The organism is Acidovorax sp. Root217, from assembly GCF_001428645.1.
In the GTDB taxonomy this organism is placed as follows: Bacteria; Pseudomonadota; Gammaproteobacteria; order Burkholderiales; family Burkholderiaceae_C; genus Acidovorax.
Window position 1 is genome coordinate 33,736 of sequence record NZ_LMIH01000014.1, and the last position, 26,006, is coordinate 59,741.

The window sequence follows — 26,006 nt, forward strand, 5'->3', positions numbered from 1 at the left end:
TGCCTTCTGCCGCGCACGCTCCTAGCCCCTGTGGTGCCCGCCCGGCGGGCGGTTGCCCAGCTCATGGCGGTGCTGCCCTGCCTGGCCCTGCTGACCGCCTGCCAGGGCCAGACGGACCTGGCCGCCAGCGGTTGCCTGCCGCTGCGCGTGCCGGCGCAGGTGGTGCTGGTGCAGGAGGCCGGGCTGTATGCAGTGGGCCGCGATGCCAATGGCAAGACGCTGGTGCTGTCGCCGCACCCTCGCAATACCGCCAACGACGATTTTCACGGCACACGGCTGGTGCGCACGCTGGCGCCGGGCACGCGGCTGGGCATTGACCGCCTGCAGCAGGCCTGGGGCTTCGATGTGGGCAAGGGGCGCATCAGCGCATTTGGCACGGTGGCCGGTGGCGAGCGCTTCGAGTACGGCTGGGGTGGCGGCACGGTGATAGGCCGCGCGCCGTGGGAGCCGGCCACTGTGCCCCATCTGCGCACGGTGGCGTGTGGCGATTGATCGCGCAGCCTCCCGGCCCGCACGCAACCCTCAAAAAAGGAGCATTCCATGGCGAACATTCACCCCCACCTTCGCGCTGGCGTGCTCACTGCGGCGCTGCTGCTCGCCGCCGGCACCCCGGCCCTGGCCCAGACGAGCGTGCTGTACAGCGCGCGCCCCGCCGTCGGGCTGAGCGTGAGCGACAAGATGGCGGCCCGGCAGGCGCCGGTGGAGTTCACCGTGACCATGCCCGATGGCAAGACGACCACCGCCACGGCCCAGCCCCAGGGCGGCGGCGAGAGGGCCGGCACCGTGCACTACCCCAGCGACTTCGGCAATGCCGGCACGCGTGTAGGTGACTACACCTGGGCCGCCCGGGTGGGCGGCAAGGTGGTGCAGACGGGGCGGTTTGCCTACCGACCGGCACAGGGTGGGCAACTGCTGTTCGTGCCTGGGTAGGCGTTCGTCGAATACGTCCTACGTAGTCGATAACATGGTGTGGAATATCATGCGCCATGAAACAAAATGTTAGCGAAGCTTGCGTCCTGGCGCGCCCGGGCGTGCCGCGCACTGGCTGCGTTGCGGCCCTGTTTCCCGTGCCGGGCACGGCATTTTGCGCAGGTGCCGGGTCATGAGGCTGGTCAGCACCCATCGAAGGGCCCTGCATGCGCTGGGGGTGACGCTGCTGGAGCTGCTGATCACGGTCACGCTGATCGGGCTGCTTTCGGCAGTGGCCATGCCCAGCTACAAGGCGTACATCGAACGCGCCAAGGTCGCCGCTGCCAAAAAAGACATTCTGGAAATCAGCGCCATGCTGGACCGGTACGTCAACTTCAAGCACGTGTTCCCGGCAAGCCTGGCCGATCTGCCCTTTACCCGGCTGGACCCCTGGGGCAACCCCTATCGCTACCTGTCGATGGACGGCGCCACTGTCGGCCAAAAGCGCAAGGACAAGTCGCTGCACCCGCTCAACAGCGACTATGACCTGTACAGCATGGGGCCTGATGGCGCGAGCCAGACGCCGTTGACCGCCAAGGCCAGCCGCGATGACATCATCCGCGCCAACAACGGGAGCTTCATCGGCGTCGCCGAGGATTATTGAATGCGCCTGAGTCCGGCCCATGCCATCCTGCACAGCCGTGTCGGGCGCCAGCTGCTGGCCACGTTCTTCGTGCTGGTGGCGGTGCCGGTGGGGGCCCTGTCGCTGCTGGCCTACCAGCTCACGGAGTACGTCGTGCAGCAGTCTGCAGCGCAGCTCAGTGGCGAGCTGGCCAAGGCCGTGGGCATCAACCTCATCGACCGGCTGCGCGCCGCAGAAAGCCTGCTGCATGTGCACGGGCTGCCCTCCGGCCAGGGCCCCGGGCCCGTGCCGCTGGACCAGCGGCTCGAGAGCGTCTTTGCCAGTGTGGACCGGCTTTTCCCGTCGGAGCTTGCGCCGATGCCGCAGGGCCGCAGCACCTTGCGCGTGGTAGGCGCCCCACAGCCCGGGGTGGCGCCCACCGTGGAATTGATCGTGCCCTTTGCAGGCGCCGTGGTGCGCGGCCGGTTCACCGCCGACTACCTGTGGGAGAACGCGCAGTCGGGCACGCATCGCATCTGCTTTTCGGGCCCGCAGTTGTCTGCACCCTTCTGCCAGGGGGTAGATGGGCAGGCCGCCAACGAGGTGCGCACGCAGCGCGAGATCTTCTTCACGCCCTATTTCGATGCGCCGGCCTGGACCATCACCACCACCCTGCAGCCGGACGTGCGGCGCTACCTGCCCATTGGCGTGGCGGCCTTGGTGGGCAACGTGGCCGCCATTGCATTTTTGCTCGCACTGGTGAGCAGCTCGGTGGTGCTGCGCAGGCTGACCCGCCCGCTGGATGCGCTCACCTCGGGCACGCGCGCCGTGCTGGGGGGCGATTTCACGCGCCGGGTGCAGATCGCCGGCAGGCGCAATGAATTCACCGACCTGGCCGACTCCTTCAATGCCATGACCGAAGAGGTGGGGCGCGACCTTGCGCTGGTGCGCGTACTCGCGCAGATGGACCAGGCCATCATCGGGCAGCGCCCGTTTGCCGAGGTGGTGCGCCTGATGCTCGCGCACCTGAACGCCCAGGCGGGTGGTGCGCCGGTGGGCGTGGTGCAGTGGCCAGCCGGCGCGCCCCGGCCGCTGGTGCTGTCCCTGGCGGCCGATGGAACGCTGGCGCAGCGCGAGACAGGTGCGCCGCGCGACGCGGGCCTGCCGCAGGCAGGGGAGGGGGCCGACCCGGCGGGGGGTGAAGGGCCCTGGCACGACCTGCCCGTTGCGCACACCGGCACCCGGCGGGTGTGGCTGCGCCTGGCGCGCCTGCCGGCACCCGAGGGGCGCGCCGGGCGCGAGCTGGCCGCACTGGGCCAGCGGCTCGCCGTGGCCCTGCACGCCGAGCAGCACGAGCAGCAACTGCGTGAACGCGCCACGCGCGACAGCCTGACGGGCCTGCTCAACCGCTTCGGGCTGGTCGAGGCCGTTGACCAACTGGTGCAGGCGCAAGCCGCAACGCCCTTTGCTGTGGTGTACATGGACCTCGACGGCTTCAAGGAAATCAACGATGCCTATGGGCACGACGTGGGGGACTGCGTGCTGCGCGAGGTGGCGGCCCGCCTGCGCAACTGCATAGGCCCTCGCGCACTGGCCATGGCCCGCCCGGGGGGCGACGAGTTCGTCTTCGTGCTGCCCGCAGACGCACAGGCGGCGTTGCGCGCCGACATCGAATCGGTCATGCAGGCCGTGCGCGTGCCGTACAGCGTGCCCCCGCGCCTGCTGCCCCTGGCGGCCAGCCTGGGCATGGCGCACTACCCCGCGCATGGCGCCTCGCAGGACGAACTGCTCAAGCACGCCGACCTGGCCATGTACACCGCCAAGGGCGCGGGCCGCAATGTGCTGGTGGAGTTCGAGCCCGCGCTGGCCGCAGAGCAGGCCGGGCGGCTGGCGCTGCGCCACGACCTGCGCCACGCGCTGGCCGGGCAGCAGATGTTCGTGGTGTTCCAGCCGCGCGTGCGCGCACAGGGCCGCCAGGTCGCCTCGGTCGAGGCACTGCTGCGCTGGCGCCACCCCGACAAGGGGCTGGTCTCGCCCGACACCTTCATTGCGCTGGCCGAAGAGTCCGGCTTCATCATCGAGCTGGGCCTGTGGGTGCTGCGCCAGGCGCTACAGCAGTTTGCGCTGTGGCGTGCCGACCCGCTGGTGCCCGTGCGGCATCTGTCGGTCAACCTCTCGCCCGTGCAACTGGCCGACCCGGCGTTTCCCGCAGCGCTGCACGCGCTGCTGCAGGAGTTCGGCATCCGCCCCGGCGAGCTGGAGCTGGAGATCACCGAAGGCGCGCTGATCCAGGACGTGGATGCCGCCGTCACGCGCCTGGCGGCGCTGCGCGCCCACGGCGTGGCGATTGCGCTGGACGACTTCGGCGTGGGCTACTCGGCCATGCGCTACCTCAACCGCCTGCCGTTCGATACGCTCAAGATCGACAAGAGCTTTGTGTTTGCCTTTGGCGTCGAGCGCCCCGCACTGGCCATTGCCACCGCCATCGTGGCCCTGGCCAAGGCGCTGGACAAGCGCGTGGTGGCCGAGGGGGTGGAGACGCCCATGCAGGCCGACCTGCTGCAGGGCCTGGGCGTGAACGAGCTGCAGGGCTACCTGTACGGCAAGCCGCAGACGGCTGCAGAACTCGCCAGGCTGTGGCGCAGCGTTGAGAGCACAGAAAGACCTTCTGGCGGCCCATAGCCTTGGGCCATGCGGGCAGCGGTATTGTGACCTTGAAGTTATTATTCATACCGTTTGGTCGCAGATCGGCGCAGAACAAGGGCGCAAGGCAACAGGGATCTGCGCGACCGATGCTTCTTTTGCTGCGGCCCGTTGCGGGTTGCGTTGGCGCCGGGCGCATCCACCGGTGGTGAATTTCATGGACCCGATCCCCAGGAACAACCTATGTGGACAATGAGAAGAGCCAGCGACAAGGGCTCGAAAGAGGCAGCTGAATCGGTGCGCTGGCTTCGCCGGATGGCGGTGCTGAGCGTGGCGGTTCCCCTGGTGATCTACGCCATCTTCGGGGTCGTCGGGTTTCTGCGGGCCACAGACGAAACCGACGCCCGGGTGTCCCGGTCGCTTCGGGTTGCGCACGAGCATGCCTCCAAGGTCATGGCCACGTCCGAGGCGGTCGCTGAAAAGGCCTTCTCCCTGGTCAATGGCAAGAACCCGCAGGATTTGCACAGCATCGAGGCCTTCCTGCACGAAGAGCTGCGCAAGCGCAGCGTGGACCAGCCCCAGATCCAGTCCATCCTCATCCTGGATGCGAAAGGCCGGGCCATCGCCAGCAGCCGGCTGTTTCCGTTCCCTCGGGTCGATCTGTCCGACGGCGAGTATTTTCAGCACCACCTGCAGGGCCGCACAGGTCCCCATTTGTCGAGGCCGCTGGTGACCCGCACGTCCAACGAGCGGGTGCTGAATGTCAGTGTCCCCTTCGAGGATGACGCCGGCAAGTTTGGCGGGGTCATCAACGTGGCCTTGCTCACGTCCTACTTCCACGATTTCTATGGCGACCTGGTGGCGGACGAGCCCAACCTGGCGGTCACCCTTTTTCGCGACGATGGCGCCGTCTATACGCGCTGGCCCCACAGCGCCGCAACACCCGTCACGCTGCAGCCCGATTCGCCGGTGATGCAGCGGCTGACTGCCGGCGATGAGGTGGGGCGCTTGCAAGGCATCTCGACAGTCGATCGCAAGGAGCGGGTCATTGCCTTTCGCAAGGTCGGCGCATACCCCTTGTACGTGGCCACGGCGATGCGCCTGAATGTGCCGCTGCGCGAGCTGTTCCAACAGCTTGCGCTGCTGTTCGCCATGGGGGCGCTGCCGGTGGCCGCGCTGGTCGTCACGGCGAGGACGGCGCTGCAAAGCGCCCTTGCTGCGCACAACACACTGCAAGACCTGGAGCGCGAAACCGAAAGCCGCCAGCGTGCCGAAGAGGCGCTGCGCCAGGCGCAAAAGCTCGAGGCGCTGGGCCGGCTGACCGGTGGCGTGGCGCACGACTTCAACAACGCGCTGATGGTGATCAGCAACAACCTGCACCTGCTCAAGCGCACGGCGCCAGAGTCGGGCCTGCGGCAGATCGAATCCATTGCCCGGGCCGTGAAGTCGGCCACCAACCTCACCCGCCAGCTGCTGGCCTTCTCACGGCGCCAGCCCCTGGTGGCCGAGTACGTGCAGCTGCAGCACAAGCTCCCGGCCATCCAGGATCTGCTGGTTCCGGTCATGGGCAGCCGCGTGCAGCTGGATGTGCAGGTGGACCCTTCGACCGCGCCCGTGTTTCTGGACATGAGCGAGCTGGAGCTGGCGCTGCTCAACCTGGGCATCAATGCGCGCGACGCGATGCCCACGGGCGGGGCCCTGTCCATCCACGTGCGCAATGCCGGGCGCCAGCGGGTCGGGGCAGATGACAAAGAAACCGAAATGGTCGTCATCGAAGTGTCCGACACGGGCAGCGGCATCGCGCAGGACGATCTGGACAAGGTGTTTGAACCCTTCTTCACCACCAAGCCCGTGGGCGAGGGCACGGGCCTGGGCCTGAGCCAGGTGTATGGCTTTTGCCAGGGAGTAGGCGGCTACGCGCAAATCGCCAGCGAGCTGGGCAAGGGCACGCGCGTCAGCCTGTACCTGCCCAGCACGGCCCCCAGAGCGCCTGGGGACGAGCCCGCCGCAGACACCACCTCGTTCCAGCCCCTGGGCATGCGCCTGCTGGTGGTGGAAGACAACGACGAGGTGGCCGAGTCGCTGGTGCCCCTGCTGCAGTCGCTGGGCTGCACCGTCACCCGGGTGGACCGCGCCGACAAGGCCATCTACCTGCTGGATGAAGGCCAGCGGCCCGACCTGGTGCTGACCGATGTGATGATGCCCGGCGAACTCAACGGCGAGGGCCTGGCCAGGCACATCCGCGAGAAGTGGCCTGCGCAGCGGGTGCTGCTGATGACCGGCTATGCCGAGCAACTGGCCCGCATCTCGCAACTGGGCTTTGATGTGCTGCCCAAGCCCTGCACGCCGCAGATGCTGCATGCCGCCATCGGCAAGGCGGGGGGGTAGCCGTGCACGTTTGCAAGGAGGAGGTGTTTTCCAGGGGGGCTGCTGCGTGGCGCTGCGTCGATAATGGGATGGCCGCACCTTCCCCCTTGCTGAATTTCCTTGCCGCATTCCATCGACCTTTCTGACGCCAGGCTCCGGCGTTTTGCGATTCACCTGGTGTGTGGCAACCTTGCCATCATCGGGCTGCTGTTCGTGGCGGGGTGGCTCGGGCTCAAGACCAGCCTGCATGCCGATGAGGCCCGGGCCGCCGAGGTTGCGCAAAACATGGCCGCAGGCCTGGCTGCGGAGATCGCCGGTGAACTCAGGCTGGTCGACAACGCGCTGTCGAGCGCAACGTCCGCTTACCGGGCCGGGTTGGCCGATGAAGCCGGGCCCCTGGCCATCGAGAAGGTGCTGCGCCACCAGGAAAAGCTTCTGCCCGAGGTGGACGCCATTCGCATTGCCGGACCTGACGGCATGGTGCGCGCAGGGCTTGCCCAGGGCGCTGCGCCGGTGGGCATTGCCGACCGTGGCTATTTCGAAGCCGCACGCCTCACCGATGGCCTGAGCGTTTCCGAGCCCCTTCTGGGCCGGATCACCAAGAAGTGGGGAATCGTTCTTGCAAGGCGCATCGAGAACCGGGATGGAAGTTTTGGCGGCGTGGCGTACGCCAACCTGTCCAGCGCGCATTTCGCGCGCAGCTTCAGCCGGTTGAAGCTGGGCAAGTCGGGCGCCATTTCGCTGCGCTCGAAGGACCTGCGGCTGATTGCGCGCTTCGTGCCCGACGAGCCCATCGGGGACAGGAACCTCGGCTCCGCCAGCGTGTCCAGCGAACTCAGGGACGCCCTGGCGCGCAACCCGGCACAAGGCTGGTACCGCACGCCCACGGCGCTCGACGGCATCGAGCGGGTGACCGCCTACCACCGGGTTCCCGGGTTCGAGCTGACGGTTCTGGCGGGCTTGGCCCCCAGTGACTTCCTGGCGCCCTGGCGGCGCGATGTGCAGATCGTTGCAGCGCTGCTGCTGCTGGCCGGCGTGTCCATGGTGGGGGCATCTTTCGGCCTGTATGTCCAGCGCCAGCGCCACGTGCTGGCCGAACGGCGCATTGCCGGCCTGCTCCAGCAACAGCAGCTGATGCTGGACAACGAGCTGATTGGCATGGTGCGCACCAAGAGCCGCACCACGGTCTGGTCGAACAAGGCGTTCAAGGCGATCTTTGGGTACGGCCCCGATGAACTGGATGGGGAGCCTTCGCGCCTGCTCTATCTGGACGACGAGTCTTACGAACGGGTCGGGGCGCAAGGCTACGAGCACCTTCGCGACAACCGCCGGTTCCGCACCCAGCTCAAGATGCGGCGCAAGGACGGCAGCCCCGTCTGGATCGATCTGAGCGGCACGCCCGTCTCGGGCGACGAATCGCTGTGGATGTTTGTCGACATCACCGCCATGAAGGGGCGGGAGGACCAGTTGGCGCAACTGGCCCTGCACGACGCACTCACCGGCCTGGCCAATCGCACGCAATTTGCCGAGCGCCTGCGCACGGCGCTCGAGCAACTGGGAGTGGCATCGAGCCTGGTGGCCGTGTGCTACATCGACCTCGATGGCTTCAAGGCCGTGAACGACGCGCTGGGGCACGCCGCGGGCGACCAGGTGCTGGTGGAGACCGCCAGGCGCTTGCTGGCCTGTGTGCGCAGCCAGGATACCGTGACGCGCCTGGGGGGCGATGAATTCGCCATTGCGCTCACCAACGTGCAAGACCGGGGCCAGGTGGAGACCGTGCTGAACCGGGTGCTGGAGCGGCTCAGGCAGCCCATTGTGCTGGCCGGGGGCGAAGCCCGCATCCGCGCCAGCATCGGCGTGGCCCATGCGCCAGACCATGGCACCGAGCCGCAACTGCTCATGCGCCTGGCCGATGAAGCCCTGTACGAGGCCAAGCGCGCCGGCAAGGACTGCTACAAGGTAGCATCCCCGGCGCCATCGCCTCTGAATGCATAGGCACTGGTGAGCAGGCTTCAGGTCTGAGGGCAGGCACGCGCGCACGCTGGCCGCCGCGAGGCTCGGGCAGGCTTCTTACGGCGGGGCACAGGCCACCGCGTCGGACCTGGCATGTTTTCTGACACAGGCGCCGCCCGCTCAGCGGCAGGGGGTGGGCCTTACACGAGAGGGCACAGCAGCAAACCCAGAAGAGTTTTTTTGTCGGTCGCTCTGGGCGCCGAGCGCGCATGGCCCTCGCAATCTACGCGCCGCGCCAGGCTTGCCGCAGGCGGCTGCGTGTGCAAACATGCGTCCCTCCAACCACCACCGATGACGAGGGAGTTCCATGGCGCTATCCAACCTGCGGATCTTTTTTGATGGCCTGGAAGAGGCCACGCCCGGCATGCCGTGCTACGACCCCGAGCAGCCCTGGTTTGCCCATGTCACGGTGGTGAATGCCAACGTCGACACCAAGCATGACCCCGCGCTGCGCGCCTTCGATCCGCAAAACCCGACGGCAGCGGCGGGGCCGTTCAAGGTGTCGTTCCAGGTGTTTCCGGGGCCCACGGCAGCATCGGCATCGGGTTCGACGCCGTTCACCGCCTATGAGGTCGATGGCCTGGGCGCCTATCCGGGCCTGGTTGCTTGCGCCAAGGGCTTCTCGATGCAGCTGCCCAAGGACATCAGCCAGGCGGATTTCGGGGTGAAGCGGGGCTTTCGGTTCAAGGCCGATCCGTACTTCGCCGTGCCCGAGTCCAACGAAGACGACAACAGCTTCGTCTGGGAAAGTGCCCAGGCACCCACCATGGCGCCACAGTGGCAGGAGGGCGACGCCAGCCCCTTCTCAAACCTGAAGTTCATGGATTTCCGGGGGGTTGCGGGCTCCAAACGCGATATCGAGGTGCTGGTGAAGAACCAGGGCAGCGAGACCTCGTTCCAGCTGGAGCTGCGGCTGAACATCATCGGCCCGCCCACGCCCCGCAGCCCGCTGGGCAGCGTGCTGGAGTCGGTCAGCGCCAACTCCACCGCCATCCCCACCGGCGGCTCCGTCTGGGTGCGCTTCACGGCCAAGCGCGATTTCGTGCAGCCGCGCACGGGTCTGCCCGCGCGCGAGCTCAGGCGCCTGCAGGCCGCCAACCCGGCCAGCCGGCGCTTTCGCCAGGTGCAGATGGGCAGCAGCGGCCTGCTGGGCGGCCAGAACATCCCGCGCTACCTGGTGATGGAGAAGGATTTCGACTTCATGCCGCTCAAGCCCTTCACCATCGCCGTGATGAACTCATCGAGCAGCGAGAAGGTGGCGTTTGGCGAAAGCCCCGTGGGCGGCGGCAAGAAGCCCGGCGGGGGCGGGCCGATTGCGATACCGCAGAAGTAGCCAGCGGGGTGGATGGGCGCGCGGGGCTGTTGGCCAGGACGGCTGTGCCGCAGTGGGGCAGCTCCGTGCGGTACCTCACCCCACGGACTGCGCCACCAACACCACCGCTAGCACGAGCGCAACGTAGAACAGAAACCCGGCCAGCGACTGGCCTGTCTGTGTGATGACGCAGCGGCCTGCATGGCTGTACCACAGGGAGCCGGCTGCGCTGCGGGTGCGGTGGTCGACGCTGAAAGGGGACTCGCATTTGCAGCAGCCAAGGGTCGCAATGCAGATGACGAAGCGCCCTGTCATCATGACCAGCAACTCGAACACTATTTCCAAGCCAACCCCCCCGAATTGTGTTGTCGATGGCTGCCATCGTAGCTCTTGCTCCAGGGTCAGCCCCCTGCGCCTCGGTCTGCTCCCAGCACCAGCGGCTTGCGGTACACGCAGTTGCGCCGATCCACCGCAAAGCCGCAGTCTTCGTACACGCGCGTCGCGCCGCTCTGGTTCTGGCTGTCCACGGCCAGTCCCGATTCGGCCATGCCGGCGGCGGCCTGGGCGCGCAGGCTGTGGGCGATGAGGGCACGCGCCAGGCCACGGCGGCGCCAGGGCTCGCCCACGCTGATGAACTCGGTCCAGCCGCGCTGGCGGCCGTTGTTGCGGTTCCATGTGGCATCGATGTAGCTGCGCACCTGCCCGGCGACCTGGTGGGTCTGCACGTCCCACGCCACCTGCCACAGGTGGGGCTGGAATACCGGGCTCGTCAGCCACCGCAGGTAGTCCGCCTCATCGGGCGGGCAATAGCCCCAATGGCTTTGGAAGGCCCGCCCATGCGCGTCCCAGATGGCGCGGTAGTGCTCGGGCTGCACGGGCCGCAGTTCCAGCCCCTGGGGCAGGGGGAAGACCGCCACGTTGTCGAGCGTGGGGCGCACCATGGCGAAGAAGTAGCGCTCGGGCGTGTAGCCGGACTTTTCGAGCAGGGCCGCACGCGCGGTCTCGCCCTGGGTGATGTAGGCGTGGTGGGCGTGGCGCGGTGCACCGGGGTGTTCGGTGGCAGCCTGGGTGCGCTGGCGTTGCTCCAGCCAGGCGTGCAGTGCCGTGCCAATGCCCTGCCGGCGCCACGGGGGCGCCACCACGGCGAACTGCGAGTACAGCTGCAGTCCGTCGGCCTGCGCCCACGGCCATGAGCGCACGTACCCCGCGATCTCGCTGCCGGCCTGGGCGATCCACACATCGCGCTCGGGCACGCAGCTGGTGAAGGCGGCGTAGTCGCGCGCGACCTCGTGCTCCGTGCGAAAGAAGCCGGTTTCGTCGGCCGCGAAACTCGCGTTGGCGCACGCGACCATGGCCGCGTAGTCGGAAGGGCCCGCAAAGGGCCGGAAGGTCACGTGCGCGGGCGGGCTGGTGGGCATCGGGGTCTTGTCCTTTTCTTGTCGTTGTCCTGGGGCTTTGGCCGCATCGAGATCCGCTACGACTGCAGACGAGGGCGTAGCATGGAATGAGCCCTTTCAAGGACTGGAGCGCCGTTGAGCAACTGCGTTGGAGACTATCGAATAACTGCAGTGCGCAAGAGCGAACGGCTGCTCCGGGCCCCGAGCGCCCCCTCGCCGGTGCGGATGGGGCGCCGCAAACCTGCCGTTCGCGCCGACGAGCATCGCAAGGCAAGTCTGGACCCCGCAGTCGTCCCGCAGGGCACTGCTTGCACTTCGGCGTTCGATGCCCGATCGGGACCGCTGGACCCGGATCACACCTCGGGGGCGGCCCACCCTTTGAGACTGACATCCGCCAGCGCCTCAAAAACAGCCGGCGAGCGTTCCAGGCGGGCGACAGTGCGCGCGCCTTCGACGGCGGCCACCAGCGCTGCTGCGGCAGAGGTCGCGCGCGCGGGGCTGTAACCGCAGCCCCTGAAGTGCTCCGCAACCAGTGCCGTCGAATCCTGGAATCCGCGCGCCACGCGTTGGGTCAGGTCGGCATCGAGCGCGGGCAATTCGTTCGCCAGGTTTTGCATCAGGCATCCGTACTGGAAATCGGTTGCCACCATTTCAGCCGCGAACGCGCCGAGCACCTGCCGCACGAAACGCTCGGCATCGCCCGCTGTGTCTGCCGAGATGCTCTGCAACACGGCCATGCGCGCTGTGACGTATTGGTCGATGGCTTCTTCCGCCAACTGCGCCTTGCCGCGTGGGAAGTGAAAGTAGAACGATCCTTTGGGGGCGCCGCTTTCTTGGAGGATCTGGCTCAGCCCGGTCGCGGTGTATCCCTGAATGCGGAACAGGCGCGCGGCCGTGGCAATGGCGAGGGGGCGGGCGTCGGTCTTGCGGGGCATGGCGGGAAGTTACCAGCATCGGCTTGACGTGTCTATGGCGATTGCCATAGTATGGTGATCGCCATAGTTCGATTTCGGTGACGTCCCTGTCCCGGCACCGTGGCGAAGAGGTCCCCCATGAGCTACCCATCTGAGTCCAGGCCCTCGTTACCCTCGGTATCGCGCCGCGCCGTCCTGGCGATCGGCGCCGCCGGCCTGGCCGCGTCTTCATTCCGTTTTGCCCACGCAAGCCCTTCAGGAGCAACCGCCATGACTGCATCCACAACGTTCCAGGGACCGCTCCCGCAAGGGGTCCGCTCACGCATGATCCAGGGGGTCAACGGCCTCGATGTCCATGTGCTGGAGGCCGGCCACGAGAGCCCCGGGCGCCCGCTGGCGCTGCTCTTGCACGGATTCCCGGACCTTGCCTACGGCTGGCGGCACCTGATGCCGCTGCTGGCCGACGCGGGCTACCACGTCGTCGCGCCCGACCAGCGGGGCTTTGGCCGCACCACCGGGTGGCTCGCTGCGTATGACAGCCCGCTGGAGCCCTTCGGCTTCCTGAACTTGACGCGCGACGCCCTCGCGTTGGTCTCGGCCTTGGGGTACCGGCGCACGGCCATGCTCGTCGGGCACGACTTCGGCTCGCCCGTGGCCGCCTATTGCGCCTTGGCCCGCCCCGATGTTTTCCCCTCGGTGGTGCTGATGAGCGCACCCTTCCCCGGTACGCCCGCATTCCCGTTCAACACGGCAGACAGCGAGACAGCGCCGGCCCCACCGAACCTGGCCCCCCAAAGGCTGGCAGCCGCACTGGCGGCGCTGAACCCGCCGCGCAAGCACTATCAGCAGTACCTGAGCGGGCGGGAGGCGAACGCCGACCTGTGGCACCCGCCTCAGGGATTGCATGCCTTCTTGCGGGCATTTTTCTACCTCAAGAGCGGCGACTGGCCGGGCAACAAGCCACATCCCCTGAAGGCGCCAACGCCCGCTGAACTGGCGCAATTGCCAACCTATTACGTCATGGACTTGGACAAGTCCATGTCCCAGACCGTGGCGCCATTCCACCCAACGGCTGCCGAGGTTGCGGCCTGCCAATGGCTCACCGAGCCCGAATTGGCGGTGTACACGGCCGAGTACGCACGCACGGGCTTTCAAGGCGCGCTTCAGCTGTATCGCGTCTTCACCGACCCAGCCCTGAATGCCGACCTGCGCCTCTTCTCGGGCCGGACCATCGATGTCCCTTCGCTCTTCATCGGCGGCAAAAGCGATTGGGCGAATTACGTTTCGCCGGGCGCCCTTGACGTGATGAAAGCCAAGGCGACGACCAGGATGAGCGGCATCGAACTGATCGACGGAGCAGGTCACTGGATCCAGCAGGAGCAGCCGGCGCGCCTGGCCGCGCTCCTGCTCGCCTTCAGCAAGGAGACGGGAGGGGCTCAACGCACCGGCGCGTGAGGCGGGGCAGGGGCTGCGTCCACGACCAGGCTGCCGGACCCCGGTGATGGCCCATCTGGCTCAACTGGATCAACTGGCAGTTTGGGTGGCATGGACTCATTGCGAGCGGGGCGTGAAGGGCACGGGTGTCGCGGGCGGCAGCACCTGTGCCAGGTAGCGGTCCAGGTCGGCCTGCCAGAGCGCGGGGTACTGGTGGATGCGTGCAGCTGCCAGGCGACCGCAACACACTGGGCGGCACCATCGGCGGCATTCCGGCCGGGGTGACCGTGGTGCTGACCACGGGCGGCGAGGATCTGCCCCTCAGCGCGGACGGCGGCTTCACCTTTGCTACGCCGCTGGCCGCTGGCCGCTGGCGCGGCATATGCCGTCACGGTCAAGTCCAAACCCGATGGGACGGGCTGCGTGGTGCGCAATGGCACGGGCGTGGTCGCTGCCGCGGCGGTGGACACGGTGCGGGCGAGTTGCGCAATTCTCGGCTCCGTGACCGGCTTCTGGGAGCAGGACCAGTGCAACGCAGTGCCGGGTGGCATCGGCCTGAAGAACGGCTGGCGCATCTCGCAGAGCAGGCCCGTCTTTGTGAATGTGGGCGCGGGCGGGGTGAGCTACAGCAATGCGCAGTGCACCGGCGTGGGCACCACCATGACGGGCCCGCTGGTGGGCGGGTTCACGGTGACCCAGTCGCGCCAAGAGTTCACCACCGACATTTCAGCCTACTGGGGCGTGCGCGACGGCATGACCTTCCCCACCATGCCGGTGGTGCTGGTGCGCAGGGGCAACCACCTGTGCCTGCTGGAGGACACGGCCACCCCCTCGGCCTACCCCAATGCGGCCAGCACGGCCAATGCCGTCACGGCGGCCATTGCCGCGGGCACCTGCTACATGCCCCGCTGACCCCGCGCCCACGCTCCCGCAACAAGCGCACGCGCGATCCCGCAGCTGTTCACAGCGGGGCGTGCGTCGCGGCTGCGCCGCTCTCGCAAGCCAAAAGACTGCAGCCAAGCCCTAAAATTCTCAGCCACTTGATCAAGTCCGATGAATGAAGCTGAACGCAATGCAGGGCTCCCACGTGGGGCGGAGTCGATGAAATCTCACCACGCAACGCAGCGGGTGATGGCAGGCATGCTCTTGTTCCACACGCTTGGCGCGGGCGCCATGCAAACGGTTGCCCGCGCGTTTGGCGTCACCCCTGCAAGGCGTTGGACCTGGCTGACGCTTGGCGTTTGGGCGGCACTGCCCGCACTGTCCTTGCTGCCGCTTTGGTCAAACCTGTTGAACCCGGTCCTGCCAGGCGTTACCGAGCACTTCCGCTACGCCGTGTTGTCGAGCCACTTTCAGGAGGCGATGGCCGCCGGCATTTGGTATCCGCGCTGGCTACCCGATTTCAATGCCGGATACGGCTATCCCGAGTTCGTCTTTTATCAACCCGGTTATTTCTTCCTCAACAGCTGGCTGGCCGTACTGACTGACGACTTGCTATGGCGTCAATTGCTGACACTGGGCACGCTGTGCCTCATTGGCGGGCTCGGTGCATACCGACTTGCACGGACTTTTGTGGACCGCCTCTCCGCTCTGGCCCTCGTGTTGTTGTTTCAGGCGGCGCCCTATGTTCACATCAACCTGTATGAGCGCGGTGATTTGAGTGAATGGATGGTTATTCAACTGTTGCCGTGGGTGCTGCACTGGAGTTGGCGCCTGCTGGTGCCAGAGCCGCGCTCAACAATCGGTATGAGGGGACGGGCGCTGTGCTGGAGCGGACTGACACTGGTCCTTGCGGCAAGCTTTTATAGCCACCCGATGGCAGTACTGTTTTTGCCATTGGTCGTCGCTCTGCTGGGTATGCTGACGCTGGCCGGTACCGAGCACCAGGCACCGCTGGCGGTCAGAGTGCGCAGCGTCTTTGAACTGGCAGGTGCCCTGTTGCTGGCACTGGCACTGGCCTCGCCATATTGGCTCACGGTGGCGCAACTCAAGCCTCTGGTCAATGCCCATGTCGCTGCGATCGGCGGTTTTGAGCCCTGGCGCAACGTCGCCTCTCTGTCTGGCCTCCTGTTCAATAACGACCAGGCATTTCTGGCCGCCCCCTTTGTGGCGTTGGCATTGTTGGGTGCCTGGCAAGGTCGTGAACACCCTTTCATCCGCGCCGCAGGCCTGGTCTACCTGGTGCTTTTTCTGGCCATGCTGCCGACCGGCCGCTGGTTCTGGCATCTTTACCCCTTTTCATTGATGCAGTTTCCCTGGCGGCTGGCGGTGTTTGCGCCCGCGCTACAGGTGGTCTGCACGCTTGGCTATTGGCAAGGCAGCAATCGCCACTGGGTCCTGCGGCGCCTGGGCTTGACGCTCGCACTGCTGGCGCTGACCTGGTCGGCATGGAAATTCCATGACTTTCGCGCAATGCACTGGTTCGGAGAGCCCATTGCCGGTGAGCAACTCGACTGCATCAAGACCTATCCCGGCCTGGCCCAACCCAACAAGTTGTTGGCGACGCTGGATGTTGGGGAATGGTTGCCGGCAAGATTCGCCAAAAATCCGCCCGAAACGGCACGATACACGCCTATCAGTCAACCATGTGAAGCACAACTGGCGCGACATCGGGCGGCCTTGACTGAACGTTTAGGAATCGACCTATTTTCAAACCGGTCCACATTGAATTGGATGACCAGTGACTCACCGCATTGGCAGGGGCACCCAGAGCCCGGGCATTCGCCGCACGCGCTCAATTACCGCTTCGCAGGCGCGAGTCCGGGTGTGGTGGTGATCCAGCAAATCTACCTGCCAGGCTGGTCAGTACACGTGGATGGTTTGGCGTTGGCCGCAACGACCATCGAAGAGCATTTGTTGCCGGATGGCCGAATGCAGGTTCGATTGGCTGCTGGCGAACACACGATTACTGCACGCTACGATGGTCCGCCCGGTTCAACGCAGCGCAACGTGGTCATTGGGTTGGCACTTTTGCTGGCTGCCGCCTATTGGCTGCGGCGGCTGCGCAAGCAGGGCGGGCTCAAGTTTGACGTGGGTTACTAGATTTCAGTGAAAGAGGCCGGAGTGCTGCGAGATCCGCTGAGCCCTCTGCGTGCTTCAACTTCAGTCCCTGAAGGACTACCAATTCGGTTTCAAATTGACAGGGGACGTCAGGAATACATGGTATTTCGCGTCCTCGCGGTGCAGCGGCATGGCCCTGACCGAAGGGCTGCATCACGTCACGCACGGCGCTGGCTACGCCCTCGTTCCAACCGCGCACCTGCACATATTGCTGCGGCCGCCAGAACCCATCGCAGGTTAGCTGGCAGGCTGATAACGGACGACGGCATTGAGCGGCCCATCTCAGTTCAAGACCACGGCATGGCCTTGGGGGTCAAAGGGAATGAACGCGCCCAACCTACCCTGGCGGATCGCCTCCACCATGTCGTGCAGCGGCTGCTCGGCCTCGGCGCTGCCAGGCTCGCGGCCCTGCTTGCCTGCAAGCGCGGCAGCGAACACCATGCCCCAGGGTTTGCCAAAGGCCTCGGCTTCGTGCACCAGTTGGTCGAAAGATTGGAGCTCGTCCAGCCCCTTGTCCACGCATATCTGAGGCACCAGCGCGCCGCCTTCACCCCGCTCGAATTCGAGCCGCTGGGCCGGCGTGGCGTCGTCAGGCAGCTCGACACCTGCGAACACGAACAGCAGCCGCTGCGGTAGAGGTTGCATGCGTGCCGCGCTCAACAGGTCGTCAAAATTTTGAATGGTCATCGTGTATCCAGGTTCTGACAGTGAGGGTTTGTAGGGTCTGGCGCGCGTGAATCAGGTCGGCGGTGGCGCGTGAGCACTCGCGCTCCGTCGTATCCGCCGAGAACACAGCAAGCGACGGTCGAATGCGCAGTGCCGTGTTCATTCGCACGCCCCATGAGCTTCGGCGGTCTCAAAAACTGATGACTTGTCCATCGTATTCCACATAGGGTTGGTAGGGCCCGGTGCCGCTGTTGGTTGCTACCGAGGCTGCGACGAAATCACCTTCCTGCGCGTCAAATACATGCACCTCGCCGTCTTCGATCACGTAGTGCCAGCCGTGCAGGGTGAGCCGGCCGGCCTCGACCTCGCGCCGCACCATGGGGTAGCCCATGAGGCGTTCGAGCTGCAGCACCACCGCGCGTTGCTCGGTGCGGCGCATCGATTCTGCGCACGGCTGCACTGGCAGCAGTGCCTCGTCGACCAGCTTGAGCCACGCGGTGAGGGCCACCGCCTCGTCGGGCGCTCCCTCGTAGGCGGTGCGGATCGCGCCACAGTGGCTGTGGCCGCAGATCACGATACGCTCCACGTGCAGGCTGAGCACGGCGAACTCGATCGCGGCCATCGTTCCATGGAGTCCGTGCGACTGGTCGTGGGGTGGAACCAGCGCGCCCACGTTGCGCACTATGAAGAGTTCACCCGGGCCAGCCCCGGTGAGCAAGTAGGGTACAAGTCGCGAGTCCGAGCAGCCGATAAACAGCGTCTTGGGGTGCTGGCCTTCGGCTACCAGGTCCTGAAAGCGCTGCTGATTGCGCGGAAAATAGTCGGAGCGGAAATGCCGAAGGCGCAACAGCAGCTCGTCTGCTGATGCGCTTGCGGCGGCCTCGCTCATTGAACAAGAGGGGTGTCCGCCCCTTCCAATTCCACGCCTTCAACGTCTGCTTGACCCACCAGCAGCTGCATATACTGGCGCAGCGCCGTGGCCTGCGACTGAAGGGCCAGCCGCGCTCCGATTTGCGCCTGCAGCTCGGCGAACTCGGGCAGGCGCCCCGCCTCGCGTTCGAGCACCTCGACGATGTGCAGGCCGAAGCGGCTGTGCACCAGGCGCGGGTGCAGGCCCAGGGCCTGGATGGCGTCGTTCTGCAGGAACAGCGCCTTGGCCAGTTCAGGCGCGCATTCCTGCGGAGTGATCCAGCCGAGGTCGCCGCCCTGGGCGCTCGACGGGCAGTTGGAGAGCTCGGTCGCAAGCTGCGCAAAACGATTGATCGACACCCCCTGGCGCGATAGTTCCAGCAGCGCGGCTTCGGCGCGCTGGGCCAGCGCGTTCACCGGCACACCCGGCGTGACCGCAAACAGGATATGCCGCACATGCAGTGCCTGGCCCACCACAAAACGCGGCTTGTGAGCCTCGTAGTGGCGCCGGCATTCCTCAAGGCCCGGCTCGGGCGAATGCACCTCGGCTTCGAGCAGGGCCTCGATTGCGCGGCGCATGTCGTCATCCGGCTCGGGCGCGTTCAAACCCGTGAATCGCGGCAGCAGGCCGGCGCTAACCGCCTGCTGGCGTAGCAGCTCGGTGCAGGCGCGTTCGCGCAGGGTCTGCTCGCCCAGCACCTCACCGGCGTGGTGCAGGTGGATGCCGTTGATGCTGGCGATCTCGACCGGGGCCGCAGCGACCTCAGGGCCTTTGCAGGCGCAGGCGCTGCTGCCGCAGCCCGAAGATGTGGAAAGGTCTTGGCTCATGGGTGCTCCCGGGGGTAGGTTGGATCAGCGGGGCTTGGAAGGATGGGCCGGGTTGGTCGGGTTGACCGGCACGCCCAGGCGGCGGCTGCGCACCACCTGGTAAGGCCGCACCAGGTAGGCAACGCTCGCGAAGCCGCTCCACACATGCACCAGGCGCGAAAACGGGAACAGCAGGAAGATCGTCATGCCCAGCACCAGGTGTACCTTGTAGGGCCAGTCCATGTTGACCAGCGCGGACGCGTCGGGGCGGAAGGTGACGATGCGCTGCGCCCACTCCGCCAGCACCAGCATGGCGCTGCCATCGGCGTGCGAATAAGAGTACGGCAGTGTGATCAGGCCCAGCGTGAGTTGCACCCAAAGAATCACCAGAATGGCGATGTCGGTGCGGTGGCTGGTCAGGCGGATGCGCGGGTCGAAGATGCGCCGGTGCAGCAGCATCGACAAGCCCACGAAGCAGATCGCACCGGCGGTACCGCCCGCGTAGATGGCCATGCGCTGCTTGAACGCGGCATCCATGAAGCCTTCGTAGAAAAAATGCGGCGTGAGCAAGCCCACGGCGTGGCCGAAGAACAGAAACAGGATGCCGACGTGGAACAGGTTGCTGCCCCAGCGCAGCTGGCCCTTGCGCAGCAGCTGCGAAGAATCGCTTTTCCAGGTGTACTGGTCGCGGTCAAACCTGGCCAGGCTGCCCATGAAGAACACAGCCAGGCAGATGTAGGGATAGACGCCAAAGAGGAAGTGGTGCAGTGAGGTCATGCCTGTGCTCCTGGTGGTGGGGGGGTATGACGGCTGGTGGCCGCTTTCACGATGCGGATGGGTTGCGGCTGGCCGGGTCGGGCCTGACCTTCGGTGGAGCAGCCTCCGAACACCGCAGGTTCGGCCCAGCTCTCGTCAATACCGGGGTCGGCCGCAACTGGCACGGCCTCGGCTTTCTCGCCAGCTATCTCAAGCACTGCGGCCAGCACGCTGGCGTACGGGCTCTGGCGCTTGAGCAGCGCGCTGAAGATCACGCGCACGATGTGCGCGCTTTCGCCGAGGAACTCGCGCGCCACCGCAGCGGGCTGGGTGGAGGCGAATTCGAGCAACACGCTCAGGTGGTCGGGCAGCTCGGCTGGGCCGAAGAAGAGGCCTGCCTTCTCGTAGGTCTGGATCAGGTCGATCATCGCCGGGCCCCTGTCGCGTGAATCGCCGAGCACGTGTTCGAACAGGTGCAGCGCAGTGCTGCGACCGCGGTCGAAAAGCTCGACGTAAGCGGCCTCGACGTCGAGCGCAGGTTGCTGACTCAGGTGTACCAGCAGCGCATCCAGTTCGGCCAGGCGTGTGGCAGGCAAAGCGGCTTCGGCGCGCAACGCGGCGCGCAGTTCACCGGCGTGCTCGCGCAGCTCCGCGGTGGGGTAACGCAGCAGATGGGCGAGAACACGCAGTGTGTGCACGGCGGGCTTGGGAGTGGTGGAGAACAGGCCCATGTCAGACCCCTGCCTTGATTGGAATCGTTCGTTTTTTCTCGCTACCAAACAGGCTGGTTTCGGTCTGCCCTTCCGAGCAGCCGTTGCCAAACGTGAAGCCGCAGCCGCCCTTGATGTTGAAGGTGTTCTCGGCGTATTCGCGGTGGGTGGTGGGAATCACGAAGCGGTCCTCGTAGTTGGCAATCGCCATGGTCTGGTACATGTCCTCGACCTCGCGCACGCTGAGCTGCACCTGATCGAGCACGTCCTGGTTGATGACGCCGTCCACGTGTTTGGCACGCTGGTAGCTGCGCATGGCCAGCATGCGTTCAAGCGCGCGCACCACCGGCACGGTGTCACCGGCGGTCAGCAGGTTGGCGAGGTACTTCACCGGGATGCGCAGTTGGCTCACGTCCGGAATCTCGCCGTTACCGCCCAGGTGACCAGCGTTGGCCGCGGCGGTGATGGGCGAAAGTGGTGGTACGTACCAGACCATGGGAAGCGTGCGGTACTCGGGGTGCAGTGGCAGCGCCACCTTCCAGTCCACGGCCATCTTGTAGACCGGGCTGTGGCGCGCGGCCTCCAGCCAGTTCTCGGGGATGCCATCGGCGCGCGCCTGCGCAATCACCACCGGGTCGTGCGGGTCCAGGAACAGGTCGATCTGCGCCTTGTAGAGGTCCATCTCGTTGGGCACGCTCGCCGCCTCCTGGATGCGGTCCGCGTCGTACAGCAGCACGCCCAGGTAGCGGATGCGGCCCACGCAGGTCTCGCTGCACACGGTGGGCTGGCCGGCCTCGATGCGCGGGTAGCAGAAGATGCACTTCTCGGCCTTGCCGCTCTTCCAGTTGTAGTAGATCTTCTTGTAGGGGCAGCCGCTCACGCACATGCGCCAGCCGCGGCACTTGTCCTGGTCGATCAGCACGATGCCGTCTTCCTCGCGCTTGTAGATCGATCCCGACGGGCACGAAGCCACGCAGGCCGGGTTCAGGCAGTGCTCGCACAGGCGCGGCAGGTACATCATGAAGGTGTTCTCGAACTCACCCACCATGGCCTTCTGCGCGGCTTCGAAGCCGTTGAAATTGGCATCCTTGCTGCGTTTGGCAAACTCGCCGCCCAGGATTTCTTCCCAGTTCGGGCCCCACTCGATCTTCTCCATCCGCTTGCCCGTGATAAGGCTGCGCGGGCGGGCGGTCGGCGTGTTCTTCATCTCGGGGGCCGACTGCAGGTGGTCGTAGTCGAAAGTGAACGGTTCGTAGTAGTCGTCGATCTCCGGCATGTGGGGGTTGGCGAAGATCTTCATCAGCAGTTGCCATTTGCCCCCCTGCTTGGGCACGATGGAGCCGTCGGCGCGGCGCGTCCAGCCGCCCTGCCACTTCTCCTGGTTCTCCCACTCTTTCGGGTAGCCGATGCCGGGCTTGGTCTCGACGTTGTTGAACCAGGCGTATTCCACCCCGGGGCGGTTGGTCCAGACGTTCTTGCAAGTGACCGAACAGGTGTGGCAACCGATGCACTTGTCCAGGTTGAGCACCATGCCGATTTGGGCGCGGATCTTCATGATGCCTCCAGCAGAGCTGCCTCAAGGCAGGCATGCGTCCCCATCGGGGGCAGCGAACGAACGTGAGCGTGGGGGTTCATGGATTCTCTCCTTCTGACTGATACGCGCGGATGAGATGGTCGTCGGCCGGTGTGTCGAGCCAGTCCACCTTGTCCATCTTCCGAACCACGACGAACTCGTCGCGGTTGGTGCCGATCGTTCCGTAGTAGTTGAAGCCGTAGCTGAGCTGCGCGTAGCCGCCGATCATGTGGGTCGGCTTGAGCACGATGCGCGTGACGGAGTTGTGGATGCCGCCGCGCACGCCGGTGATCTCCGAGCCCGGGGTGTTGATGATTTTTTCCTGCGAGTGGTACATCATCACCATGCCCGGGTTCACACGCTGGCTCACCACCGCACGCGCGGCCACCGCGCCGTTGATGTTGAACAGCTCGACCCAGTCGTTGTCCTCGATGCCGGCACTCTTGGCGTCGTCTTCGCTGAGCCAGACCACGGTGCCGCCCCGGTTGAGGGTGAGCATCATCAGGTTGTCGCTGTAGGTCGAGTGGATGCCCCACTTCTGGTGCGGCGTGATGAAGTTCAGCACGATCTCCGCGTTGCCGTTGGACTTGATGTTGTGAATGCCGGAGGTCGCCTTCATGTCCACCGGCGGGCGGTAGCTGCCCAGGCCTTCACCAAAGGCAATCATCCAGGGGTGGTCCTGGTAGAACTGCTGGCGGCCGGTGAGGGTGCGCCATGGAATGAGTTCGTGCACATTGGTGTAGCCGGCGTTGTAGCTCACCGTCTCGCTCTCGATGCCGCTCCAGGTGGGGCTGCTGATGATCTTGCGCGGCTGCGCCTGGATGTCGCGAAAGCGGATCTTCTCGTCCTCGCGGTGGATCGCCAGGTGGGTGTGGTCGATGCCGGTCTGTTTGCCAAGCGCTTCCCAGGCCTTCACCGCCACGTGGCCGTTGGTCTCGGGGGCAAGCTGCAGGATGACTTCGCAGGCGTCGATGTCGGTCACGATCTTCGGCATGCCCTTGGTCACGCCTTCGTCCATTGTGGTGCCGTTGAGCTGGCCGAGCTGTTCCACCTCGGTGCCGGTTTTCCAGCCGATGCCCTTGCCGCCATTGCCCAGCTTGTCGAGCAAGGGGCCCAGCGCCGTGAAGCGTTTGAAGGTGTTGGGGTAGTCGCGCTCGACCACGGTGATCTGCGGCGCGGTCTTGCCGGGGATGAGTTCACAGTGGCCCTTGCGCCATTCCTTCACCTCAAACGGCTGCGCGAGTTCGCCGGGGGTGTCGTGCATGATGGGTGTCAGCACCACTTCTTTTTCCACACCCAGGTGGCCCACGCAGACTTCGCTGAAGGCTTTCGCAAAGCCCTTGTAGATCTCCCAGTCGCTGCGGCTTTGCCACACCGGGTCAACCGCCGCCGAGAGCGGGTGGATGAAGGGGTGCATGTCGCTGGTGTTGAGGTCGTTCTTCTCATACCAGCTGGCGGTGGGCAGCACCACGTCGGAGTACATGCAGGTGGTGCTCATGCGGAAGTCGAGCGTGACCAGCAGGTCCAGCTTGCCTTTCGGTGCGTGTTCGTGCCACACCACCTCTTGGGGCTTCGCTTCGTCCTTGCCCAGGTCTTTTCCCTGCACACCGTTCTCGGTGCCCAGCAGGTGCTTGCAGAAATACTCGTGGCCCTTGCCGCTGGAGCCCAACAGATTGCTGCGCCACACGAACATGTTGCGCGGCCAGTTCTGCGGCGCGTCCGGATCTTCGCAGCTCATGGCCAGTGTGCCGTCTTTCAGCGCTCGCACCACATAGTCCTTGGCATCAAGCCCGGCGGCGGTGGCGTCTTTCACCACCTGCAGCGGGTTGGTCTTGAGCTGAGGGGCACTGGGCAACCAGCCCATGCGCTCGGCGCGGACGTTGAAGTCGATCATGCTGCCACTGAACGCGGCCTTGTCGGCCAGCGGGCTCACGATCTCCTCCATGCCAAGCTTCTCGTAGCGCCACTGGTCGGTGTGCGCATAGAAGAAGCTGGTGCTGTTCATCTGGCGCGGCGGGCGTGCCCAGTCGGTGGCAAAGGCCAAGGGCAACCAGCCGGTCTGCGGGCGCAGCTTTTCCTGGCCCACGTAGTGCGCCCAGCCGCCCCCGCTTTGGCCGATGCAGCCGCACATCATCAGCAGGTTGATCACGCCGCGGTAGTTCATGTCGGCGTGGTACCAGTGGTTCATGGCCGCGCCGATGATCACCATCGACTTGCCGTGCGTCTTGTCGGCGTTGTCCGCAAATTGCTGCGCGACGGTGATCACCTGGTCGCGCGGCACGCCGGTGATGCTTTCCTGCCAGGCCGGCGTGTAGGCGGCGTTGTCATCGAAGTTCTTGGCGCCACTGCCCAGACCACGGTCGATGCCGTACTGCGCGACTTGCAGGTCGAACACGGTGGCCACCATGGCGTGGCGCTCTTCGCCGGCCTTGCCCAGGCGCAGGCGCACCGCCGGCACGCGTGCGTGGTTGATGCTGCCGTTCTGCGCGTTCGCGGTGAAGTGCGGGGAGGCCTCGCCACCGAAGTAGGGGAAGGCCACGTTCACCACCTGGGTGCCCTGCTCGCCGTCTTCGATCACCGAGAGCTTGAGCTTCACATCTGTGTCGCTGCGCGCTTCCTTGGCCTGCAGATTCCACTTGCCCTCGTCGCTGCGGCCGGCTTCGCCCCAGCGGAAACCGATCGAGCCGTTGGGCAACACGGCCTTGCCATCGGTATCGAAGGCGACGGTTTTCCACTCCGGGTTGTTCTGCTGGCCGAGCTGGCCGTTGAAATCGCTGGCACGCAGGTAGCGGTCGGGCACAAGGGTATTGGTGCCGTCTGCCAACACGTGTTCCTTGAGCATCACGAGCAGTGGTAGGTCGGTGTAGCGGCGCGCGTAGTCGTCGAAGTAGCTGCTGCGTGGCTTGCCGTCATCGGGAAAATAGAAGTTCTTCAGCACCACGTGGCCCATGGCCATGGCGAGTGCTGCATCTGTACCCTGCTTGGGGTGCAGCCAGAGGTCGGAGAGCTTGGCCACCTCGGAGTAGTCGGGTGTCACTGCCACCGTCTTGGCGCCCTTGTAGCGCACCTCGGTGAAGAAGTGGGCATCGGGTGTGCGCGTCTGCGGTACGTTGGACCCCCAGGCGATGATGAACGAGCTGTTGTACCAGTCGGCCGATTCGGGCACGTCGGTCTGCTCGCCCCAGACCTGCGGGCTGGCCGGCGGCAGGTCGCAGTACCAGTCGTAGAAGCTCATGCACACGCCGCCGATGAGCGAGAGGTAACGCGAGCCGGCGGCGTAGCTCACCATGCTCATGGCCGGGATGGGGCTGAAGCCAATGATGCGATCGGGTCCGTGCTGCTTGATGGTGTAGACGTTGGCTGCGGCGATCAGCTGGTTGACTTCGTCCCAGGTGCTGCGCACGAAGCCGCCCATGCCACGCACCTGCTGGTAGTCGCGACGGGCTTCGGGGTTCTCGACGATGGTGGCCCAGGCGTCCACCGGGGTCTTGGCAACGCTGAGCGCGGCACGCCAGCGCTCCAGCAGGCGCCCGCGCACCATGGGGTATTTCACGCGGTTGGCGCTGTAGAGGTACCAGCTGTAGGACGCCCCGCGCGCGCAGCCGCGGGGCTCGTGGTTGGGCATGTCCCAGCGTGTGCGCGGGTAGTCGGTCTGCTGGGTTTCCCAGGTGACGATGCCGCCCTTGACGTATATCTTCCACGAGCACGAGCCGGTGCAGTTCACGCCGTGGGTGCTGCGCACGATCTTGTCGTGCGCCCAGCGGTTGCGGTAGGCGTCTTCCCAGGTCCGGTCTTCGCCGGTGGTATGGCCGTGGTTGCCCGAGAAGTTTTCGCGCGGCAGCGAGAAGTAGGAAAGGCGGTCGAGAAAATGGCTCATGAATGTCTCCGGAAATGGGGGCGTGGCATCTGAGGTG

General features: G+C 65.8%; 20 protein-coding genes. 10 read left to right on the plus strand and 10 right to left on the minus strand.

Going from position 1 to position 26,006, the window contains the following annotated elements; all coding sequences use genetic code 11:
* From ASE31_RS15800 to ASE31_RS15815, 4 genes are all read left to right on the plus strand, one after another.
* The coding region (locus ASE31_RS15800) for a hypothetical protein (RefSeq protein WP_235514519.1) at positions 1–492 on the plus strand (492 nt) is incomplete at its 5' end.
* Between the two features lie 48 nt (positions 493–540).
* On the plus strand, positions 541–930 hold the full coding sequence (locus ASE31_RS15805; RefSeq protein WP_057202774.1) for a hypothetical protein: 390 nt from the start codon (positions 541–543) through the stop codon (positions 928–930).
* A 172-nt stretch (positions 931–1,102) separates the two neighbouring features.
* Complete coding sequence (locus tag ASE31_RS15810; RefSeq protein ID WP_057269310.1) at positions 1,103–1,573, plus strand: hypothetical protein; 471 nt, start codon at positions 1,103–1,105, stop codon at positions 1,571–1,573.
* Positions 1,574–4,213 (plus strand): bifunctional diguanylate cyclase/phosphodiesterase, encoded by a 2,640-nt coding sequence (locus ASE31_RS15815; protein ID WP_057202776.1) that lies wholly within the window; start codon positions 1,574–1,576, stop codon positions 4,211–4,213.
* A gap of 45 nt (positions 4,214–4,258) precedes the next feature.
* Here ASE31_RS15815 and ASE31_RS32950 read toward each other — a convergent pair whose 3' ends face one another.
* Positions 4,259–4,393: a hypothetical protein gene (locus ASE31_RS32950; RefSeq protein ID WP_255357681.1), complete on the minus strand. Its 135-nt coding sequence runs from the start codon at positions 4,391–4,393 to the stop codon at positions 4,259–4,261.
* A gap of 33 nt (positions 4,394–4,426) precedes the next feature.
* On the opposite strand from ASE31_RS32950, the gene ASE31_RS15820 reads away from it, so the two are divergent.
* The 3 genes from ASE31_RS15820 (at position 4,427) to ASE31_RS15830 (ending at position 9,887) form a co-directional block, all read left to right on the plus strand.
* Complete coding sequence (locus ASE31_RS15820) at positions 4,427–6,562, plus strand: hybrid sensor histidine kinase/response regulator (RefSeq protein WP_235514521.1); 2,136 nt, start codon at positions 4,427–4,429, stop codon at positions 6,560–6,562.
* A 156-nt stretch (positions 6,563–6,718) separates the two neighbouring features.
* Positions 6,719–8,536 carry a diguanylate cyclase domain-containing protein gene (locus ASE31_RS15825; protein WP_057202778.1) on the plus strand — a complete coding sequence of 606 codons (1,818 nt, stop codon included), beginning with the start codon at positions 6,719–6,721 and terminating at the stop codon, positions 8,534–8,536.
* 325 nt (positions 8,537–8,861) lie between these two features.
* Positions 8,862–9,887 (plus strand): hypothetical protein, encoded by a 1,026-nt coding sequence (locus ASE31_RS15830; RefSeq protein ID WP_057202779.1) that lies wholly within the window; start codon positions 8,862–8,864, stop codon positions 9,885–9,887.
* Between the two features lie 380 nt (positions 9,888–10,267).
* Here the strand turns inward: ASE31_RS15830 and ASE31_RS15840 are convergent, their stop codons facing one another.
* A complete protein-coding gene (locus ASE31_RS15840) occupies positions 10,268–11,284 on the minus strand; it encodes a GNAT family N-acetyltransferase (protein ID WP_057202781.1) in 1,017 nt (338 codons plus the stop codon).
* Between the two features lie 332 nt (positions 11,285–11,616).
* On the minus strand, positions 11,617–12,198 hold the full coding sequence (locus ASE31_RS15845) for a TetR/AcrR family transcriptional regulator (RefSeq protein WP_057202782.1): 582 nt from the start codon (positions 12,196–12,198) through the stop codon (positions 11,617–11,619).
* 303 nt (positions 12,199–12,501) lie between these two features.
* Here ASE31_RS15845 and ASE31_RS15850 point away from each other — a divergent pair, with 303 nt between their 5' ends.
* The 3 genes from ASE31_RS15850 (at position 12,502) to ASE31_RS15860 (ending at position 16,653) form a co-directional block, all read left to right on the plus strand.
* A complete protein-coding gene (locus ASE31_RS15850; protein ID WP_057202868.1) occupies positions 12,502–13,632 on the plus strand; it encodes an alpha/beta fold hydrolase in 1,131 nt (376 codons plus the stop codon).
* Positions 13,633–13,956: 324 nt separating this feature from the next.
* Positions 13,957–14,523: a hypothetical protein gene (locus tag ASE31_RS15855; protein WP_057202783.1), complete on the plus strand. Its 567-nt coding sequence runs from the start codon at positions 13,957–13,959 to the stop codon at positions 14,521–14,523.
* Positions 14,524–14,664: 141 nt separating this feature from the next.
* Complete coding sequence (locus tag ASE31_RS15860) at positions 14,665–16,653, plus strand: hypothetical protein (protein ID WP_157412511.1); 1,989 nt, start codon at positions 14,665–14,667, stop codon at positions 16,651–16,653.
* 300 nt (positions 16,654–16,953) lie between these two features.
* Here the strand turns inward: ASE31_RS15860 and ASE31_RS15865 are convergent, their stop codons facing one another.
* The 7 genes from ASE31_RS15865 to ASE31_RS15895 form a co-directional block, all read right to left on the minus strand.
* Positions 16,954–17,358: a hypothetical protein gene (locus ASE31_RS15865; RefSeq protein ID WP_057202785.1), complete on the minus strand. Its 405-nt coding sequence runs from the start codon at positions 17,356–17,358 to the stop codon at positions 16,954–16,956.
* Positions 17,359–17,527: 169 nt separating this feature from the next.
* Positions 17,528–18,226, minus strand: coding sequence for a carbonic anhydrase (locus tag ASE31_RS15870; protein ID WP_057202786.1), 699 nt, complete (start codon positions 18,224–18,226; stop codon positions 17,528–17,530).
* Positions 18,223–19,074 carry a peptidylprolyl isomerase gene (locus ASE31_RS15875; protein ID WP_057202787.1) on the minus strand — a complete coding sequence of 284 codons (852 nt, stop codon included), beginning with the start codon at positions 19,072–19,074 and terminating at the stop codon, positions 18,223–18,225. Before ASE31_RS15875 ends, ASE31_RS15870 begins: the two co-directional genes overlap by 4 nt.
* Positions 19,075–19,098: 24 nt before the next feature.
* Positions 19,099–19,830: a respiratory nitrate reductase subunit gamma gene (narI, locus tag ASE31_RS15880; RefSeq protein ID WP_057202788.1), complete on the minus strand. Its 732-nt coding sequence runs from the start codon at positions 19,828–19,830 to the stop codon at positions 19,099–19,101.
* Positions 19,827–20,540, minus strand: a complete 714-nt coding sequence (gene narJ / locus ASE31_RS15885; RefSeq protein WP_157412512.1) for a nitrate reductase molybdenum cofactor assembly chaperone — start codon at positions 20,538–20,540, stop codon at positions 19,827–19,829. Before narJ ends, narI begins: the two co-directional genes overlap by 4 nt.
* 1 nt (position 20,541) lies before the next feature.
* Complete coding sequence (gene narH / locus ASE31_RS15890) at positions 20,542–22,074, minus strand: nitrate reductase subunit beta (protein WP_057202789.1); 1,533 nt, start codon at positions 22,072–22,074, stop codon at positions 20,542–20,544.
* Positions 22,075–22,150: 76 nt separating this feature from the next.
* Positions 22,151–25,969: a nitrate reductase subunit alpha gene (locus tag ASE31_RS15895; protein ID WP_057202790.1), complete on the minus strand. Its 3,819-nt coding sequence runs from the start codon at positions 25,967–25,969 to the stop codon at positions 22,151–22,153.
* Between the last annotated feature and the right edge of the window lie 37 nt (positions 25,970–26,006).